Consider the following 17829-nt stretch of genomic DNA (forward strand, 5'->3'; position numbering starts at 1 on the left):
AACAAAGAAACACCCCGTAACTAATGCTGTTAACCATATACTGGCAATAAACATACGGGCGATAAAGATTATTCATAACAAGAACGTCTAATATTAGTGTGCTAAGGAGATAACCATGTTGGTACTTCGACTTAATAAAGCAGGCATGCCACAAGAGTGGATAGATGTTGAACAAGCCGCAAAGCTTTACAGTCAGGACAAAGTGCTATTCGAGCTAGGTAGCGATGCCATAACCCTTAAAGGCGGCTGGAATCACGAAGGGCTGCAAAGCGAACTTACCCTATCAAGTATTATCGCTTGCGACGGCAAGGTAACAGATTTATCTGGAAAAGTTGCCCTTACCAACCGCTATTTATTTAGGCGCGACAGCTATTTGTGCATGTATTGCGGCAATAAGTTTACGCCTAAACAACTTACCCGAGACCATATTATCCCCCGCTCTCGCGGCGGAAAAGATATCTGGACGAACGTAGCCACCGCTTGTCAGCGATGTAATCATGCCAAAGCGGCTAAAACACCTGAAGAAGCGAATATGCCTTTACTCGCTGTGCCGTTTAGACCCAACGTTTACGAGCGCTTTTATTTGATGAACAGACGTATACTGGCAGACCAGATGGCATTTTTAGAAGGGCATTTTTCCCACCAGCGGGAATGGACGTGTAACGAATGAAATATAACGAGTAAATGGCAACAAAAAACAGTGAGCGACCGGTAAATTCGAAAACTGGCCGCCCCTTTGTTAAATATTACAACCCTGTACTCGTTGACGCTTGCTGTTCTGTAGTAGCTTGCGCTTGAAGATTGCTGTTACCAATCTCGCTTTGCTGTTGCATTAGCATCGCCTGCTCTTCTTTTTGCGCTCTAAACCACAAGCTTAACCAGTCAGAGCACATCTTGTGCTCTAGCTCATGGGCTTCCGCTGTTGGGCAGAAAAGACTTACCTTTACCACTACTTTCGCCAGTTCATTAGTTTTGATCTCAACTTCTGGGTCTATACGAATAAATTCCTGTTCTAAATGCCGTTCAATCAAGCCTTTATAGCGTTCTGCTACGTCGCGAAAGTATTCACAGTGCGCTTGAGCGCGGGCGTGAAAAGCGGGTATTAAGCTATAGGCATTTACCGTAGGTTCGTTCACAATTTCAAAGGAGTGCAAACGGTAGCGGCGCATAAAGTTAAGGTTACGCACGGTTTGGGTAACTAGCTGACTGTTAGGTACGTAAACGTGTTTACCCGTGTAGTTGAAACTTTCTGGGTCAACTTCTAAAAGCGCAGTTTTTGCCCAGTCCATTTCTACCACTTCACCAATGATATTATTCATTTGGATCCAGTCCCCTACCCTGAATGGCCTTGCGCCCAGGTAGTAAATGAAGCCCATAAAGCATTGAATAAATTCTCGGGTGGCTAGCACTATAGCAACCATAAACGCGGCAATGGATATAGCGAGTGTTTGTATTTCAGAGCTCCACACCATCATCAATACAATGATGATAAAAGCGTTCCCTAACTGCTCTAAAATATTAATCTGGTTTCTTCTATCTTCCCCGCGCTGAGAACTGATGCGTCTTATCAGCAACAACACACCTTTTTTAGAGAAGTGCAATACAATTAAAAGTAGTAGTGATGTCAGCAGTTTATACTCATTGGCAAACGCAATAAGCTGATTCCATAACTGCGTGGGGTCTATCACAATCTCCATGTATGCTCCGTCTGTGCTGCGAGGGTAAATCTTTGAATAAAAATAAAAAAGCGCCGACGAATGTCAGCGCTTTTCATTATGAAGCATGTAAACCTGCGGCACAATGCCGACCAGTTGCAACAAGTATTATTTAGTCGCGAATTTGGCCTTTACCGTTCACCAGGTATTTCTCTGAAGTCAACGACTCTAGGCCCATTGGACCGTAGGCATGTAGTTTAGTTGTAGCAATACCAATTTCGGCACCTAAGCCAAGCTGGCTGCCGTCAGAGAAGCGTGAAGACGCGTTAACCATTACCACACTTGCATCTACTGCGCGTTGGAATAGCTTACCTTTCTCAGCGTCTTCAGTAACGATAACTTCTGTGTGGTTACTACCAAACTGTGCAATATGGTCTATCGCACCCTCGAAGTCATCAACAACGCGAATTGCGATTTCTAAACCAAGATACTCTTCACCGTAAACGTCTTCTGAAATTACGTCAGCGCCATCGAAATACTGGCTACCCTTCTCGTTTACGTGAACCGTTACGCCTTTCTCTTTAAAGGCATCGGCCACTTTAGGTAAGAAATCACCCGCAATAGCTTGGTGTACAACCAATCCTTCAAGCGCATTACACACACCAGTACGCTGGGTTTTACCGTTTAAAAGTATAGCCATGGCTTTTTCTAAATCAGCATCTTTATCTACATACAGATGGCACACACCTTTAAAGTGCTGAATAACCGGTACCTTAGCGTTATCGGTTACGTAGTTGATAAGGCCTTCACCACCACGTGGAATAATAACGTCGATGTAGTCGCGTTGTTCCATTAGCTCTTGCATTAATGCGCGGTCTGGGTTTGGTACAACGGTAACAAGCGCTTTAGGCAAGTTGTGCTTTTCAAGCACGTCTTGCATAAGTTCAGCAATGGCTAAACTTGTATCAAGGGCTTCTTTACCGCCACGTAAAATTACGGCATTGCCCGATTTAAAGCACAGCGCGCCCGCGTCGGCAGTAACATTAGGTCGTGCTTCATAAATCATGCACACAACGCCTAGCGGTATACGCATTTTCTTAATTTCAATTCCGTTAGGACGTGTACCAATAACACGCTCTTTGCCTACCGGATCGTCTAGTTCAACAATAACCTCAATGCCTTCAGCCATTGACTCGATGCGCTCATCGTTAAGGATTAAGCGGTCTATCATGGCTGCATCTAGATTATTTTCTTTAGCGCGCGCAACTTCCTTTTCGTTTACTTCAATAATTTTGCTTTTATTGGCACGAATTGCCGCGGCCATATCAGTTAACACCGCGTTTTTCTGGCTCTCACTTAGAATTGCCAGTGTACGTGCAGCTTTTTTCGCCTGTTGTGCTAACTCTGTAATAATACTCATTCTTTCTCCAGATTTGCTATGTGCTGATCAGAAATAATTGGCCCTGTTTTTTCCTCAAACTCGTGGGCAAATTCTTCACTTTCCTGATTCGCAATAAAATTCAATAAACAGCTACTGTAGTTCGACTTGGCTTTCACCAATTTAGTGCCGTCTTCTTTACGTACCAATATGGTGTCGCCTACCGAGAACTCTCCTTTCACGTCTATAATTTCGCTACTTGTTAGTTGCTCTGCGTCAGTATGTAAAGAGTCGTCGAAGTCGCCTTCTACTATCACCTCACCTTGCGCATTTGACGTATGGCGCATCCAATGCACATTCTCTTGCATTGGCTTGGCGTGAGGTTTGAAATGCGTGCCTGGGTTTTCACCTGCTAGCAGCATATTAAACGACAGTTCAGTAAAGCCGTTAATAATATATGTATCTATACCATGCGAAACAGCTTTCTCGGCCGCTTCAATTTTGGTGCGCATACCACCGGTGCCAACACCGCCTTTAACCGCACCACCAGCCATGTCGTAAACGCTCTGATCGATGGTATCAACCGATTTAAGCAGTTTTGCGTCGTCATGTTCATGTGGGTTCTTGTCGTACAACCCATCAATGTCTGAACAGATAATCAGTGCATCAGCTTCAGCCGCCGACGCCACCATGGCCGATAAATTATCGTTGTCACCAACCTTCAATTTGTCGGTAGTTACAGTATCGTTTTCGTTAACGATAGGCAGAATGTTGTTGTCTAACAAGCTGAATATAGTTTCACGGATACTTACGTAACGCTCTCTGTCTCTCAAATCAGCATGGGTAAGTAGCATCTGGGCAGACGGAAAATCGAACAGTCTATCCCATGTGGCAATCATCTCGGTTTGACCCGCTGCTGCCATGGCTTTCTTAACCGCGATATCTGACTTTTCTTGCTCTGGAAACAGGTGCGCACCCGCTGCGACAGAACCGGAAGACACGAGTACAACCTGCGTACCGTTAGCTCTGCATCGCACGATAAATTGCGCAATGCTCAAAAGATAATGACTGCTACAACCTTGCTGGTTGGGCGATATTAGTGCACTACCTACTTTGATGACTACGCGTTTCCAATTAGGATGACTCATAATAAACTTTTTAACCTTAAGATTGTTGATTCGCTAATTCTTCACTGGCTTGCACAAACGTTTCTTGTACGTTCGACGATGGGTTTTCGCTAAGGCGACTTACCATGTATAGCGTTAACGTACTTACCGCAAACCCTGGAATAATTTCATAAATAACGCTGCTTAACGTTTTACCGTCAGCTAAAACGGGCGCATAAATCCAAAACAGTACGGTTACCGCACCACTTATCATGCCCGCCATTGCCGCTTTCGCTGTCAGGTCCTTCTTATACAGACAAAACAGTACTAATGGACCAAATGCGGCGCCAAAACCGGCCCAAGCGTTACTTACTAAAGATAAAATTGTGTTCGACGCATCCATGGCTAACAGCAATGCAACTACAGCCACACCTGCTACACCATATCGCCCAATTGTTACCGTTTGCTTTTCACTTAACGATTTTTCAGGCGACTTTTTATTTACCATTACGCGGTAAATGTCTTCTGTTAACGAACTTGCGCTAACTAATAACTGCGACGAAATTGTACTCATGATGGCCGCCAAAATTGCTGCCATCAAAAATCCACTAATTAATGGATGGAAAAGCAACTGCGAGAAAATAATAAATATCGTCTCTGGGTCGTCGACTGCAAGGCCAAACTGGTTAACATAAGCAATGCCTACAAAGCCTGTAGCTAACGCACCAATAATTGTCACTGTCATCCACGACATACCAATATTTCGTGCTGTGCCTATAGCTTTAACAGAGCGAATTGCCATAAACCGCACGATAATGTGTGGCTGGCCAAAATAACCTAAGCCCCATCCTAAACTTGAAAGCAAACCGACTATTGTTAGCGTTTCTAACGATTCTGAAAAATTCGGTACAGATTGATAAGCGGCGCTTGTCATTTGCGATACGCTATCAAACTCGGTAAATGCGACTATTGGCACTAAAACCAATGCCACAAACATAATGCACCCTTGCACAAAGTCTGTAAGGCTCACTGCTAAGAACCCACCCAAGAGTGTGTAAGACACCACAACACCTAGAGTGATAAACAAGCCTAGTTGATAATCGACCGAAAATGCACTTTCGAACAACTTACCGCCTGCTACTAAGCCTGCAGACGTATATAGCGTAAAGAACAGTACAATGATTACCGCCGAAACGATTCGTAAGCTTGAATTTGGCTTATTGAAGCGCTTGGCAAAGAATTCAGGCACAGTAAGTGAGTCATTAGCCACTTCGGTATAAACGCGAAGTTTAGGCGCTACTAGTAAATAGTTAGCTAAAGCACCAGCAACCAAGCCTATCGCGATATATACCGCGTCAAAACCGGTTAAATACATGGCGCCTGGAAGACCCATTAACATCCAACCAGACATGTCAGATGCACCCGCAGACAGTGCGGTAACTTGAGGGCTTACTTGTCGCCCTCCCAATATATAACCAGAAATATCACTGGTAGATTGTCGGTAAGCAAACAACCCTATCCCCAACATCGCTATAAAATAAACGCCGAGTGATAGGTAACTTTCCATTGGCATAACGTTAGTTATTTCCTCTATTGCTCTTCGAAAACTCGTCAATGATTTACCGTTCTGAACTTTTGCAACGACACATGTCGATACAAATAATTAAATCGAACAATAATCATTAGAGCTCTAACAATATAAGGATTTCACAAAAAATTTCAAGTTTAATTTTTAAACAACTTAGTTTAAACAGCATTGATGTTTAAATTAACACCAACCATGTTTCACGGTACTTTAATTCAAAACAAAGATATTTTAACCATAGTTTTCAGCGCGTTACAAATCACCAACTATTCATGAAACAATCTAACTTGGTGCTTAAAGCATAGAAAAAGCACAACTTTACTATCAGCTAAAACATTTTCATTAAAAATGCTTTGTTACACACACTCAGCTGAAATAACATCCAAAAGAAGCTTTTCTACAGGCAGCAATTGGGTTAGTTGTGTACAATCTTCTTTATTTAGTGAACGCACCTTTTCTATAAGCATCTCACACGCTTTCTTATCGTTTTTAACGGTAAATAGCTTCGGATGAATATAATATTTTCGGCATACTGTGGGCGTATTTCCAAGTTCTGCGGCGACGACCTTGCTTAATGTGCTTTCCCACTTTTTGGTTCTGGAATTACTAACTTGGTCATAGACGTAAGGAAGGTTGGTTAATGCGAAACGACTAGAAGCCCAAGTTCTAAAGTCTTTGCAGCTGAACTGCTCGCTTAACTCTTCGTGAATGAACGCATTCACGTCTTCACTGGTAACATCGTGCCAATGCTTACTCTTATCCTGATAGCGGAAAAGGCAATAGCCTTGCTGCTGAGCGCAATCGCAAATCAGCGAGGCAAGTTCAGGATCGTTAACCTTTAAAACTCTTGGTTTACCATGCTTTCCTATGTACGCAAGTTCAACACTATCCTCACACTGTAATTGCACGTGTTTACGCCGCAAGGTTGTTAGCCCGTACGTTTCATTTTCTTTGCTATATTGAGCATTGCCAACCCTCGCACCTGTGTAATCAAGCAGAAGGCACACCAGCGCACAGGCGCGTTCTTGCGTCCAGGTGGGCTGTGAAATCAAAGATAGGCAGTGTTCTCTAAAATCAGAAAGAGCGTTGCCGAAAGCAAGCAGTCGCTCGAATTTTTCGACTTGCTGCTGTTCGTGCCATTTGTCATGGTAAATATACTGTTTGCGCCCTTTCTCATCATAGCCAACGGCTTGTATACTGGCTTTACTATCACGGCTGATAAAAGTGTTTTGCCAATTTGGTGGAATAACAAGCTTCTTAATACGTTTAATCACCCGCTCGCCTGTTACTTTTTTGCCACTGCTATAACGATAGTAAAAACGTTTGTTCCCGCAAGGGATGCGTTTAATTGTCAGGTGGCTATCGTCTGAATATACATTGCAATAGCCTTTAGTCCTTTTCATTTTTAGTTACTCCTTTCCCCTGTTTGCCCCAAACGATAATAATTGAATAGCTATGAGGGCACGCATCACGGGCGACTTCGCTTCGACACTGACTTGTCGCGGTATTGTTCTTTTAAGGGAAAAGGTCAGTTTCCCCTCGCACAACAGTGCTTATCTATAAGTAGAATTTACAGCTGAAATAAAAGAATTGATCACTCGTCTATAAACCTTTCGCCGAGTTTATTTATCTACCCAGAGCTTTATCTACCCGGAGCTTTATCTATCAACAATGGCTTTCAACCTACGCTGTAACAATTTTTCACATCCCGTGTAAAATAATCGCAGTATCACCCCTTATCCTTACCCGTAAAGCTGGTAGGGGCACCTTCATCACCAATATTTGTCGTCAATAGCCCGCCCTTTTATTAACTAAATCATATGTAATAAATATGAAATATCGCTACTTTTCAGTTATTTAGAGAATACCGCCTCACAAATTAAACTAAAGTATTAGCGCTACTTGTACTTCAGCGGAATACAAATTGAATAGTTAATTACAAATAGTAAACAGCTGCAGACAGTTGAAAGTGACATCTGCAAACAGTTGCTTGCGAGGTTTATGTGAAACCGATTATCGGCGAGTAACTCGTTAACCGAATCAAGTGCATTTAATTAGAGAGTCCATGAAAGAAGTCGAGGATTTAGATATGAGTATTCAGAATTCGAACAAGGTTGATTCCGAAAGCGCTAAAAGTGGTGAGCATGAAAACGTGAGGGCTAATGTTGTCTCTAACGATGAGCTACAAGTCGCTGCCGTATTTAGTTCAAAGCAGAAAGTGAGAGAAGTACTAGAGATAGTGCAAGACAAAACATCGGTTGAACCGTCTCAAATTGAGGTTATAGAAGCCGGCGACCCTAAGTTGAGCGAAAAGCTAGAGCGAAACAGCGAATCAATTGGAAAGAGTATGTGGTCTTCTCACCTTCTTCTTGGTTCGCTTGGTCTTGTAGCAGGTTTAATTGCCGCTTTTCTGCTAACTCAATTTGGGCCTGCCCTTACGCAGCAAAACCCGTTGTTTACCTACATTGCATTAATTAGCCCTGGCCTCTTTATTGGGCTATTCGTAGCTGGGCTAATAGGCTTGCGCCCAGATAGAAACGAAGTGATACAGACGGTAAGGCATGCAGTTCGTTATGGCAAAGTAGCGTTAGTGATTAATCTTAGAAAATCTCAATCATCGTCAAAGGTGTCTCAGGTGTTGAAGCAGCACAGCGATAATGTAGTTGAATCTATTCGCTAGTGAAATTAATTGCACGACAGGAAGACATGCTAAACGGCAGAATGTGTTAGAGTATTAAACTGTTGATTGAGCTTGCTACTTACAACTCTTTCTTAAAGATATCACAGGGCAATATACCGAATTTCGGGTATATTGCCCTTTAACGTTTGGTTTGTAGCAATTTGAAAGAAAGACTAGGCACCGATTGTATGGATTTGATATTTTTTGATTTAGATGGGACTTTGTTAAATAAGTCTTCAGAAATTTCTTCTTTCACGAGAGAAACCTTGAGCTTACTAAGTGAAAAGGATATTGCCTTTACGGTAGCCACAGGGCGCACCATGCATTCAGCACAATTCGTACTGCAGGGTCAATCTTTTGTACTACCTCACATCTATAATAATGGCGTAGCCATATGGGACCCAACTGGTAACGCTTTAACGCTAGAAAACTTGCTCGCCCCAAGTGAAGTTAATCTTATAATTGAGCACGCAGTTAAAAACAATATCACGCCCTTCATTAACACGGTTAATATGGACAGCCCTAACCACGAGCACGTGATCTATCATTCAGCGCCAAAGCATCAAGTAGAACTCGATTTAATCGAAAAATACTTTTCGCGAACGAAAGCGCGGCTTGCCAGCATCGAGACCTTACCTGCAAATGCTCACATTACCAATATCAGTATGATTGGCGATGCAGCACTTGTTTATGATATGTACAAGCAACTAAACATGCATGACGAGTTGATTGCGTATTCCGGCCCAGCCATTGAGGGCGATGAGTACCGTTGGATGGATGTGCATCACAACCTTGCTAATAAAGGCAGTGCAGTTGAATCATTACGCAATCAATTAGACGCAACCAACGTTATTGTTTTTGGAGATAGTGATAACGACTTAAGTATGTTTAAGCTTGCTGATGAAGCTTATGCGCCGTCAAACGCAAAACCTTACATCAAAGATGCCGCTACTTCTGTAATAGGGCATCATGATGAAGATGGCATCGCTCGCTTTTTAAGAGAGCGATTCTCACTCTAGGCACTACGGTAAACAAAGCCTAGAGCCTTTTCTAAAGCTTTGAACCGTAGAAAGCTTTTAGCCCAGAAAAAACTCTAGCCCAGCGAAACCTAGACGTAATGGTAGCCGAGTGTCTATACGCATTAGGCTACCATCAAATTACCATTCGATAGGCTCTCTGTCTTTTAAGAACTGTCCGTGAGGGCCGCCTTCTTCCATAGTAGCTAGCCAAATTGCGGTATCCGCACCTTCTTCTGGAGTTTTAGGCGCGTCGCTGCCACCCATTCGCGTATGCACCCAGCCAGGCGTCATGCTGTTTACCGTAACATCAATCTTTTTGCCATCCGCAGCTTTATCGACCTCGGCAGCCATCTTCACAGTAAGGGCGTTAATGGCGGCTTTCGTTACTGCATAGCATAATGGCCCTTTTAAGCCTTCCGCAAAGCTACCGTAACTGGAGCTTATGTTAATAATGCGACCATACCCTCGTTCAATCATTTGCGGTAAAGTTTGCTGAATAAGTGTTAAAGGAGCATTCACGTTCACCTGCATAGATTTCGCTAAACTTTCAGAATTCACTTCTTTCCAATCGGTATCGTCTAATATCCCCGCGTTATTTATCAGAATATCGATAGGGCCATACACGGCTTCAGCACGCACAAACGCGTCTACAATGGCAGTTTCGTTATCAAGGGGCAGTTCAATAACGTGTATATCCCCACCTACTATTTCCTTTTTAGCTTCAAGGCCTGACTCTTCATCTCGACATCCCATCAATACTTTGTAGCCTTTAGACAGCATTCCTTTCACTATTTCCAGGCCTATACCTCTATTGCCACCAGTTACTAATACGTTTTTCGTCATACCAATACACTCCTTGCATTTACGCTTGGGCTTGTTTTGCCTCAAAACGATTGGATAAATAAAAACACAGCGGGAAAATCACACTCCACACTAAAGCGATGAAAATATAAGAGAGCATCATGCTGGTACCTAACTCGACCGCACCGAACTTGGCTCCAGCTATATAGCTAAGAGGCGCAAAGACAGCCCCCGCGATTGCTGCAATACCCATTCGACCGTTAAACGCAGTTAGACTGTGATAAACCGTACCCGCGAACGCGGCCCAGAGAAGGCTAAGCCATATGGGAATTGGCCAAAAGCTCACCAGCACCTCTGTCTGATTGAAAATAAATAACCCGCTTAAAGTGAGTAAGGCGTCGACCACAGTGCCAAGTAGAAAAACTGCACTCATAAGCTTTAGGTCTTCGACGCGTTTCGGGGAGAATACAATCCAAATCAAAAGTAGCCCTAATACGGGAAGTACAGCGCTATTTTGAAACAGGATCACTAACCACCATATGGCTTGAAACCAGGCGAAATTGGCAACTTTGAGTACCACAGTTTTATTCATTACGAACACTCTTACTTTCCATAAAAAAATATACGCTTACCGTCTAGTGATAGTTCAAATCTAAGCTATCAAAAGTAAACGAAAACAAACGGGTGTAAGTATGAATGCATAAGCTATTTGCTTTTTCTAATTACAAAGGATGTGTTAGTCGTGAAGATGGTGAAGTACTACATACTCGGAGCATTGTTGGCGTTAGTGCTAACGCTAACTGTGCCTGTGATATTGCTAAAAATTGCATTTGGATGGACAGCCTTTTCGCTTATAGCGGTAAGCAGTGCCTATTTACTTAATTACCCAAGTCTATTTCGCAAACGGGAAGATGGATCTATTCCCTTCTATATCCGTTGGGTTTTCGTACCCTTCTTACTGGGTTCGTGGCTTTATAACGAGTATGCACGGAGAACCGACAAGGTTCCCCCACTCCAAAAAATTGAACCTCATCTTTTTCTCGCATGCCGCATGTCTAATAAGCACGTAGACCTGCTTAACGAAAATAATGTCGATGCCATCCTCGATGTAACCGCAGAGTTTGACGGGTTAGATTGGACAGCGTATCAAGAAGATTATAAGTATTTAAACATACCCGTTTTGGACCATACTAGTCCCACCTCAGAGCAACTTGTTCTTGCGATCAACTGGCTCAATCAACAGATATCTGACAACAAAAACGTTGTTGTTCACTGCGCACTTGGCCGAGGCCGTTCGGTGCTAGTGGTAGCAGCTTACCTTCTGGCAAAAAATCCAAACTTAAGTGTAGATGAAGCCTTAAAACAGATTAATCAAATACGCCAAACGGCAAGGCTCAATAAGCGACAGTTAGCGTCGTTACAAAAAGTAAGAGATGGCGGGCTGTTGTCTTTACGAAAAGATCTTACATTGATTGTAAACCCAGTAGCGGGCGGCGGTAAATGGAAGCAATACCGAGACGAAGTCCTTTCTAGACTGAATGAAAAGTTTAAGGTAACGATAAAAGAAACCACACCTGAAATAGACGGCAAAGCGTTAGCAGAACAGGCCAAAGATGAAAAAGCGGAGATTGTCATTGCCTGTGGTGGAGACGGTACGTTGACCGAAGTTGCGTCCGCGTTAATTAATACTGACATCACAATGGGTATTATCCCCTTTGGAACGGCCAATGCGCTTAGCCAAGTACTGCACGGATATGTTAGTAAGGTTATGCCTATAAGCACAGCGTGCGACATCATAATAAGGGGTGACACGTTAAAGATTGATACCGCAACCTGTAACGATAAAGTCATGTTGTTGGTAGCAGCCGTCGGGTTTGAAGAGCAAATGATTTCGGCCGCTGATAGAGAAGAGAAGAACGTGGGCGGGCAGTTCGCCTATTTAAAAGGACTGTGGAATGCCATTTCTAATAACGAAAACATGACATTTGAAGTAGCAAAAGATGATAAAGCGGCTGAAACGTTAGAAACACCCAGCTTTGTTATCGCCAACGCTGCACCTATGACGACGGCATTGGCGCAAGGCGCAGAGCAGCCAGATATTACCGATGGAAAATTAGATCTTACCTGGCTATTGCCACAGCCAAGCTCTGACAGACAGTTTGCATCGTTAGCGGAACTCGTTTTAAGCCCTGCCGAATCAAAAAAGCAATCAGACTCCATACGCCATGAACGCGCATCATCTATAACATTGACATTCGATAAGCCTACTGCCTATGCAGTAGATGGTGAAATCTATGAAGGCGATAAACTTGTTATAAAAACCGTTCCTAAAAGTCTCACCGTACTCGCCAACTTTGAAGATAAGGATTAATTGATACATGGCTCAGAAAAGTAATTTCGAAGAAATTTTTAGCTTTCTCAATGACAACTTTTCTAACGAAAAGGAGTACCTTCAAGCAGTACATGAAGTACTTGAAGATATAGTTCCTGTTTACAATGCAAATGAACAATACAAAGCATTCGATATAATCAGACGTATCTGCATGCCAGAACGGGTAATTTATTTCACAGTCTCTTGGATGAACAGTGAAGGCAACATTGAAGTTAACCAAGGCTGGCGCGTGCAGCATAATTCAGCAATGGGCCCTTATAAAGGCGGCTTGCGTTTTCACCCGACCGTAAATTTATCGGTGCTAAAGTTTTTAGCCTTTGAGCAATGTTTTAAAAATGCACTGACCGGTCTTCCTATGGGTGGCGGTAAAGGCGGTTCAGACTTTAACCCTAAAGGCCGAACCGACCGAGACATTATGCTGTTTTGCCAAGCATTTATGCGTGAGCTACAGCGACACATAGGCGCCAATACCGACGTACCAGCTGGCGACATCAACGTTGGAGCCCGTGAAATAGGCTACCTTTATGGCGAGTACCGCAGGTTAAACAATAAGTTTGAAGGTGTATTAACAGGTAAAGGCTTAGAATTTGGCGGCAGCTATGTTCGTACAGAAGCGACAGGCTTTGGCTTAATCTACTTTTTAGAAGCTGCGTGCAAGCACCGAGATTCAAAAATAGAAGGCCAGACCATAGCAGTATCTGGCGCGGGTAATGTAGCACTGCATGGCGCACTTAAAGCGGTAGAAAAAGGTGGAAAGGTTATCTCCCTTTCTAATAGTCGAGGGCTTTTACAAAATGAAGATGGGTTAACTGATACTGCGCTTAAATGGGCGATAGATAAGCACGCTAACCGTAATAATATTCTTGCGGATATGGCTGACGAAAGCATGGGTAAGTGGGTACCTGATAAAAAACCATGGCATTTAAAATGCGATATTGCCCTGCCCTGTGCAACGCAGAATGAGCTACTCGAAGACGACGCAAAAGCATTACTGGATAATGGCTGCCAAATGGTTTTAGAGGGTGCGAACATGCCGTGCACGAACGAAGCGCAATCACGCTTTTTAGACGCTAAAATTGTTTACGTTCCGGGTAAAGCATCAAACGCGGGTGGCGTTGCTTTATCTGGCTTAGAAATGAGCCAAAACGCAATGTTCAATCAACGTGACGCTAATACGCTAGATGACCAACTATATTCTATTATGGAGAGTATTCATCAACGTTGTCTAGATGAAGGAAAGGTAGACAGTGGTGATAGTAAATACGTAAATTATATGAAGGGCGCTAACATTGCAGCGTTCAGACGACTTGCTGACGCCATGGTGGCACAAGGCGTATAACCCCTCTCCTTTTTATCGCAGTTTGTCGATAAGTTTACGGTAAAGCCGCCGTGAATTTATCGGCAACCCCTTTGTAAATATTGCTCTACATCTTTGCTACCCCTACCTTTTAGTCGACGATGAACCAAGAAAAGCAAGCAAAATCATAAACTAATACACATAAGATTCATGGAATAAAAATCGCATTACTAGAAGTGTCATTCACTTTTAAATATGCAAAAGGAACTTACCATGAAAATTTTTGAAGCACTGCGTCAGGACCACGAGAAACAACGTTTACTGTTGAAGATCTTGGCTGAAACCAGCGGTAACACTGCGGCACGTCGCGAATACTTTGAAGAGTTAAAAACACAGCTTGAAAGTCATGCGATTGCGGAAGAGCGCCATTTTTATACTCACCTGTTAGAGAAAGATTCTACGGTGGATTTAACGCGCCACGGTATCGCAGAACATCATGAAATTGATGAACTGCTATCGAAGTTAGACGAAACGGACATGAGTTCACCTGCTTGGTTACGTCATTTAAAGAATCTACAAGAAAAGGTAGAGCATCACCTTGCCGATGAAGAGCAAGAGTTTTTCCAAGTTGCTGGCAATGTTTTAAATGATCGTCAGAAAACCAAGCTTGCTGAAGAATATCAAAAAGAAATGAAACAAGAGCTAGACGAAGAAAAAATTACGGCTTAAATAGAAACACTGAAGCGCTTTTAAGCGCTTCGCTTTTTTATTAGTGTTACATGAAAAAGCCAGCTTAAAGAAGCTGGCTTTTGTTTGTTTTCATTACTGCTTTACAACACTTATTGCATTGTTACTCGCGCAGTATAGCAAGTGACATCAACTACTTTTTGGCAATGATATAAATTGCGTGGATAACGCCTGGAAAATAACCAAGAATAGTTAGCAGGATATTAATCCAAAAGTGGGCACCTAGGCCAACTTGTAAAAATACGCCTAGTGGTGGAAGTAAAATTGATAAAAGTATACGAATGATGTCCATAATAAATTCCTTGTTTTTGAAGTAATTTCACAACTCAGTAGGCAAAATACTCACATGTGGTGAAAAATTTAGGCCTATAGAGCGTTTCTATACGTCTCGTTATTAGTTTTTGCATTAACAATGCCAAGTCGCCTTAACAACGCCAAGTCGCATGAACAGTGCCAAATGGCAGGAATGAAGACAAATCACCTTCATATAAGTACATACCCAGCAACAAAGCATTGCGTATACTAAGAAAATAAACTTTTTCTTATAAGAAAGCTATTCACCGAAAGGCGTATTTTGAAGCCAATCTTCAAGGTCTGAACGATTCAGCGGACGGCTAATGTAATAACCTTGAGCAATATCGCATCCCCACTCTTTCAGAATTTCAAGGGAAGCTAAATCTTCTACACCCTCGGCGACCACTTTCAAATTAAAGACATTCGCCAAACTAAGCACAGTATGAACAATTTGTTGATCGTTCTCATCGCTAGCCAGAGAAAGAATAAAGCTCTTGTCTATTTTAATCGTTTTAACAGGTAAGTTCTTTAAATAGGCCAATGACGAATAGCCAGTACCAAAGTCATCAATTGCGAAGTGAAAGCCTCTGGCGGTTAATTCGTTAAGGTTTTCAATGGCAAGTGATGCATCAGCAACTAAATCACTTTCGGTTATTTCAAGCTCTAAAGATTCTGGCGATAGCCCTTCTTTCGTTAACAGGGCTACTAGCTTGCTGAGTAATACTTTATTCTGAATGTCTTGCGTCGACAGGTTCATAGCAACGGTGAACCGATAACCTTTCGACCTAAAGTAAGATAAGTCAGTAATGGTTTGCTGCATCACCCAGGTCGTTACTTGCTCTATCAACCCTGCTTGCTCGGCAATAGTAATAAATTCATCTGGCGGTACAAAACCAAGCGCGCTATTGTTCCAGCGGATCAACGCCTCCATGCTGCAAACTTTCATCGTTTGCAAGTCAACCTTGGGCTGGTAAACCATAGACAGTTCGTCCTGCTGGCTTACAAGCGACCGCTTCAATTCCGTTGTTATGGCAAGCCTGCGATTATACCTATCCTCTAAATCGGTCCGATACCGCACACACCAGCTATCACTATGAATCGCCTCATCGGTCACTATGTTCATCTTTCTAAATAGCTCTTCAGAAGAAGAGGCATCTTGAGGACACTCGATTATCGCCATAGCAACTTTAACGGGTATGGCGATTAAGTTGCTCTCAACAGGCTGTTCCAAAATGTGTTTAAGTGTTTCCAACTGATCATCGTTTAACGATTCGTGTGAAATATACAATATCTCGCCGCCAGCAAGCCGTGCTGAGGTGCCCGGCCAGCGCTGCAAACGTTCAGAAAGTGCCTTTAACGTGTTATCACCATTTGAGTAACCATATAAATCATTTATGGTTCTAAACCCAATAACCGTTATAGCTACAACTTGAACCGCTTGCCCCTCTTTTATTTGGGACTCAAAATAGTCTTCAACATAATTACGATTGAAAAGACCGGTTAATACATCGTGTTCCGCCTGGTAACGAATGTGCTTTTCACGACTCTTAATACTTTCTTGCATGCTGTCTACGGCAACGGCAAGTTCTGTAATTTCTTTTAGTTTCGACGGTGATTCAAGAGTTGAACCATAACTACCCGATGCTACTTTATTTACGGCTTTAACTAGTTTAGAAACAGACTCGCTCACATTTCTTGCAAGAAACAGGGAAAGCCCGAGCGCAACTAAAATTGCTAGCAGACAGGATGCTAAAATGGTTAATTGAACTCGCGTAAAGGCGTTGAAATAAGACGTTGTATCGACGGCTAATGTAATAGCGACAGGTAAATTTTGCTCAGAACCTATGCTTACCTGACGCGCCAAGTAAGTTAATTCGTCTTTAAAGGTCACATCCACCCAAGACGGGTCTTGTTCTGATGTAATTATTCGATGTGCTTCACCCTTATCTAATGTTGCTTTAATGATCTCGTTTGAATCTGCTTTAGAAATAATAATCTCTGCATCAACAAGTTGTTTTAGCTGTTCAAGTAAATCATCGTCAAATTCAACACCAATTAGCATGTAATATCTGAGTGTAGGGATCTCTACCCGAATAAGGTTAAGCTGAATTAAATCATTAGATACAACAAAAAAGCCGCTGTCTCGATCTTTTGCAACGAGCGATAAACTGCTCTCTACATCCTGACCAACTTCGAATAAGTCTGTATGAGTTGCAACAACTTTGTGGTCTAGGCTCACTAACGCGATAATTTTTGTATTTAGGCGATCTGCATAACTCGTAAATGCAGCTTCAATAGAGGGAATATTCTCGGTTCCAACGGCGCGCCTAAAATCAAAGGAACGAGCCAAGACTTTAGATACACTTTTAATAACGGCTTGCCTGTCGGCAACAACTTTATCGAAAACTTTTTCAGCCAATTGAATATCGTGATCAATATTCTGAACAACGAGAGTGTTTGCAGAACGCCAAACAGCGCCAATAATCAGAAGTGATGCTATAACAATCCCAATTAACAAGGTTTGGAATAAAGTCTGGCTTAGTGTCTTTTGCACTATAGTGCCCCGTGAAGATTGTTGTGAATTTAAAGCAGTCGAAATAGATATTGATGTTAAGAATAGCTGATTAACTATTATAGGGACAGGTATAACATCCTGTAAATTTTAGATTTTAACGCTTTGTTACAAATGTCTTGTTCTCAACCAGATATTTGCTAAAGCTGCGCTACTACAGCAAAAAAGCGGAGAAAAGCAAAAAGCCAGCATAGCGCTGGCTTTTAATACTATTTGGTGCGGAAAGCGGGACTTGAACCCGCACGAGCTATGCTCACCACCCCCTCAAGATGGCGTGTCTACCAATTCCACCACTTCCGCGAA

General features: G+C 42.6%; 15 protein-coding genes and 1 tRNA gene. 6 read left to right on the forward strand and 10 right to left on the reverse strand.

All coding sequences use genetic code 11. From position 1 onward, the window contains the following. Nucleotides 1-115 precede the first annotated feature (115 nt). Nucleotides 116-670, forward strand: coding sequence for an HNH endonuclease (locus ACYX4N_RS12040; protein WP_269916549.1), 555 nt, complete (start codon nucleotides 116-118; stop codon nucleotides 668-670). A gap of 76 nt (nucleotides 671-746) precedes the next feature. Here ACYX4N_RS12040 and ACYX4N_RS12045 read toward each other — a convergent pair whose 3' ends face one another. The 5 genes from ACYX4N_RS12045 to ACYX4N_RS12065 all read right to left on the reverse strand — a co-directional run bounded on the left by ACYX4N_RS12045 (nucleotide 747) and on the right by ACYX4N_RS12065 (nucleotide 7127). After that, nucleotides 747-1697 carry a mechanosensitive ion channel family protein gene (locus tag ACYX4N_RS12045; protein ID WP_476054183.1) on the reverse strand — a complete coding sequence of 317 codons (951 nt, stop codon included), beginning with the start codon at nucleotides 1695-1697 and terminating at the stop codon, nucleotides 747-749. A gap of 130 nt (nucleotides 1698-1827) precedes the next feature. After that, entirely contained in the window at nucleotides 1828-3075 is a 1248-nt protein-coding gene (locus ACYX4N_RS12050; RefSeq protein WP_476054184.1) for a glutamate-5-semialdehyde dehydrogenase, read from the reverse strand. Continuing rightward, a complete protein-coding gene (gene proB, locus ACYX4N_RS12055; RefSeq protein WP_474806981.1) occupies nucleotides 3072-4181 on the reverse strand; it encodes a glutamate 5-kinase in 1110 nt (369 codons plus the stop codon). The genes ACYX4N_RS12050 and proB overlap by 4 nt, the downstream gene beginning before the upstream one ends. A 16-nt stretch (nucleotides 4182-4197) precedes the next feature. Further along, a complete protein-coding gene (putP, locus tag ACYX4N_RS12060) occupies nucleotides 4198-5712 on the reverse strand; it encodes a sodium/proline symporter PutP (RefSeq protein ID WP_476054185.1) in 1515 nt (504 codons plus the stop codon). Nucleotides 5713-6080: 368 nt separating this feature from the next. Then, nucleotides 6081-7127, reverse strand: a complete 1047-nt coding sequence (locus tag ACYX4N_RS12065; protein ID WP_476054186.1) for a DNA topoisomerase IB — start codon at nucleotides 7125-7127, stop codon at nucleotides 6081-6083. Between the two features lie 686 nt (nucleotides 7128-7813). Here ACYX4N_RS12065 and ACYX4N_RS12070 point away from each other — a divergent pair. Both ACYX4N_RS12070 and ACYX4N_RS12075 read left to right on the forward strand, forming a co-directional pair. Beyond that, entirely contained in the window at nucleotides 7814-8404 is a 591-nt protein-coding gene (locus ACYX4N_RS12070) for a hypothetical protein (RefSeq protein WP_476054187.1), read from the forward strand. Nucleotides 8405-8592: 188 nt separating this feature from the next. After that, nucleotides 8593-9423 carry an HAD family hydrolase gene (locus ACYX4N_RS12075; RefSeq protein WP_476054188.1) on the forward strand — a complete coding sequence of 277 codons (831 nt, stop codon included), beginning with the start codon at nucleotides 8593-8595 and terminating at the stop codon, nucleotides 9421-9423. 138 nt (nucleotides 9424-9561) lie between these two features. Here the strand turns inward: ACYX4N_RS12075 and ACYX4N_RS12080 are convergent, their stop codons facing one another. Continuing rightward, entirely contained in the window at nucleotides 9562-10266 is a 705-nt protein-coding gene (locus ACYX4N_RS12080) for an SDR family NAD(P)-dependent oxidoreductase (protein WP_476054189.1), read from the reverse strand. A gap of 19 nt (nucleotides 10267-10285) precedes the next feature. Then, on the reverse strand, nucleotides 10286-10816 hold the full coding sequence (locus tag ACYX4N_RS12085; protein ID WP_476054190.1) for a DUF2878 domain-containing protein: 531 nt from the start codon (nucleotides 10814-10816) through the stop codon (nucleotides 10286-10288). Nucleotides 10817-10966: 150 nt separating this feature from the next. Between ACYX4N_RS12085 and ACYX4N_RS12090 the strand changes: the two genes are divergently transcribed. The 3 genes from ACYX4N_RS12090 to ACYX4N_RS12100 all read left to right on the forward strand — a co-directional run bounded on the left by ACYX4N_RS12090 (nucleotide 10967) and on the right by ACYX4N_RS12100 (nucleotide 14642). Beyond that, nucleotides 10967-12595: a diacylglycerol kinase family protein gene (locus tag ACYX4N_RS12090; protein WP_476054191.1), complete on the forward strand. Its 1629-nt coding sequence runs from the start codon at nucleotides 10967-10969 to the stop codon at nucleotides 12593-12595. 7 nt (nucleotides 12596-12602) lie between these two features. Continuing rightward, the gene (gene gdhA, locus ACYX4N_RS12095) at nucleotides 12603-13955 is read left to right on the forward strand and encodes an NADP-specific glutamate dehydrogenase (protein ID WP_476054192.1); all 1353 of its coding nucleotides are present in this window, start codon (nucleotides 12603-12605) and stop codon (nucleotides 13953-13955) included. Between the two features lie 231 nt (nucleotides 13956-14186). Next, entirely contained in the window at nucleotides 14187-14642 is a 456-nt protein-coding gene (locus ACYX4N_RS12100) for a hemerythrin domain-containing protein (RefSeq protein WP_474806995.1), read from the forward strand. A 151-nt stretch (nucleotides 14643-14793) separates the two neighbouring features. On the opposite strand, the gene ACYX4N_RS12105 is transcribed toward ACYX4N_RS12100, so the two are convergent. From ACYX4N_RS12105 to ACYX4N_RS12115, 3 genes are all read right to left on the reverse strand, one after another. Further along, the gene (locus ACYX4N_RS12105) at nucleotides 14794-14952 is read right to left on the reverse strand and encodes a YqaE/Pmp3 family membrane protein (RefSeq protein WP_015067141.1); all 159 of its coding nucleotides are present in this window, start codon (nucleotides 14950-14952) and stop codon (nucleotides 14794-14796) included. Between the two features lie 261 nt (nucleotides 14953-15213). Beyond that, the gene (locus tag ACYX4N_RS12110) at nucleotides 15214-17508 is read right to left on the reverse strand and encodes an EAL domain-containing protein (protein ID WP_476054193.1); all 2295 of its coding nucleotides are present in this window, start codon (nucleotides 17506-17508) and stop codon (nucleotides 15214-15216) included. 232 nt (nucleotides 17509-17740) lie between these two features. After that, a tRNA-Leu gene (locus tag ACYX4N_RS12115) sits at nucleotides 17741-17826 on the reverse strand. Between the last annotated feature and the right edge of the window lie 3 nt (nucleotides 17827-17829).

It is taken from the genome of Alteromonas sp. ABH4_452, from assembly GCF_056311825.1.

Excerpts from the sequence above, each read along its gene's own strand:
- proB (WP_474806981.1), bottom strand. The coding sequence starts at position 4,181 with ATGAGTCATCCTAATTGGAAACGCGTAGTCATCAAAGTAGGTAGTGCA.
- putP (WP_476054185.1), bottom strand. The coding sequence starts at position 5,712 with ATGCCAATGGAAAGTTACCTATCACTCGGCGTTTATTTTATAGCGATG.
- ACYX4N_RS12105 (WP_015067141.1), bottom strand. The coding sequence starts at position 14,952 with ATGGACATCATTCGTATACTTTTATCAATTTTACTTCCACCACTAGGC.
- ACYX4N_RS12085 (WP_476054190.1), bottom strand. The coding sequence starts at position 10,816 with ATGAATAAAACTGTGGTACTCAAAGTTGCCAATTTCGCCTGGTTTCAA.
- gdhA (WP_476054192.1), top strand. The coding sequence starts at position 12,603 with ATGGCTCAGAAAAGTAATTTCGAAGAAATTTTTAGCTTTCTCAATGAC.
- ACYX4N_RS12045 (WP_476054183.1), bottom strand. The coding sequence starts at position 1,697 with ATGGAGATTGTGATAGACCCCACGCAGTTATGGAATCAGCTTATTGCG.
- ACYX4N_RS12040 (WP_269916549.1), top strand. The coding sequence starts at position 116 with ATGTTGGTACTTCGACTTAATAAAGCAGGCATGCCACAAGAGTGGATA.
- ACYX4N_RS12075 (WP_476054188.1), top strand. The coding sequence starts at position 8,593 with ATGGATTTGATATTTTTTGATTTAGATGGGACTTTGTTAAATAAGTCT.
- ACYX4N_RS12065 (WP_476054186.1), bottom strand. The coding sequence starts at position 7,127 with ATGAAAAGGACTAAAGGCTATTGCAATGTATATTCAGACGATAGCCAC.
- ACYX4N_RS12050 (WP_476054184.1), bottom strand. The coding sequence starts at position 3,075 with ATGAGTATTATTACAGAGTTAGCACAACAGGCGAAAAAAGCTGCACGT.
- ACYX4N_RS12080 (WP_476054189.1), bottom strand. The coding sequence starts at position 10,266 with ATGACGAAAAACGTATTAGTAACTGGTGGCAATAGAGGTATAGGCCTG.
- ACYX4N_RS12100 (WP_474806995.1), top strand. The coding sequence starts at position 14,187 with ATGAAAATTTTTGAAGCACTGCGTCAGGACCACGAGAAACAACGTTTA.
- ACYX4N_RS12070 (WP_476054187.1), top strand. The coding sequence starts at position 7,814 with ATGAGTATTCAGAATTCGAACAAGGTTGATTCCGAAAGCGCTAAAAGT.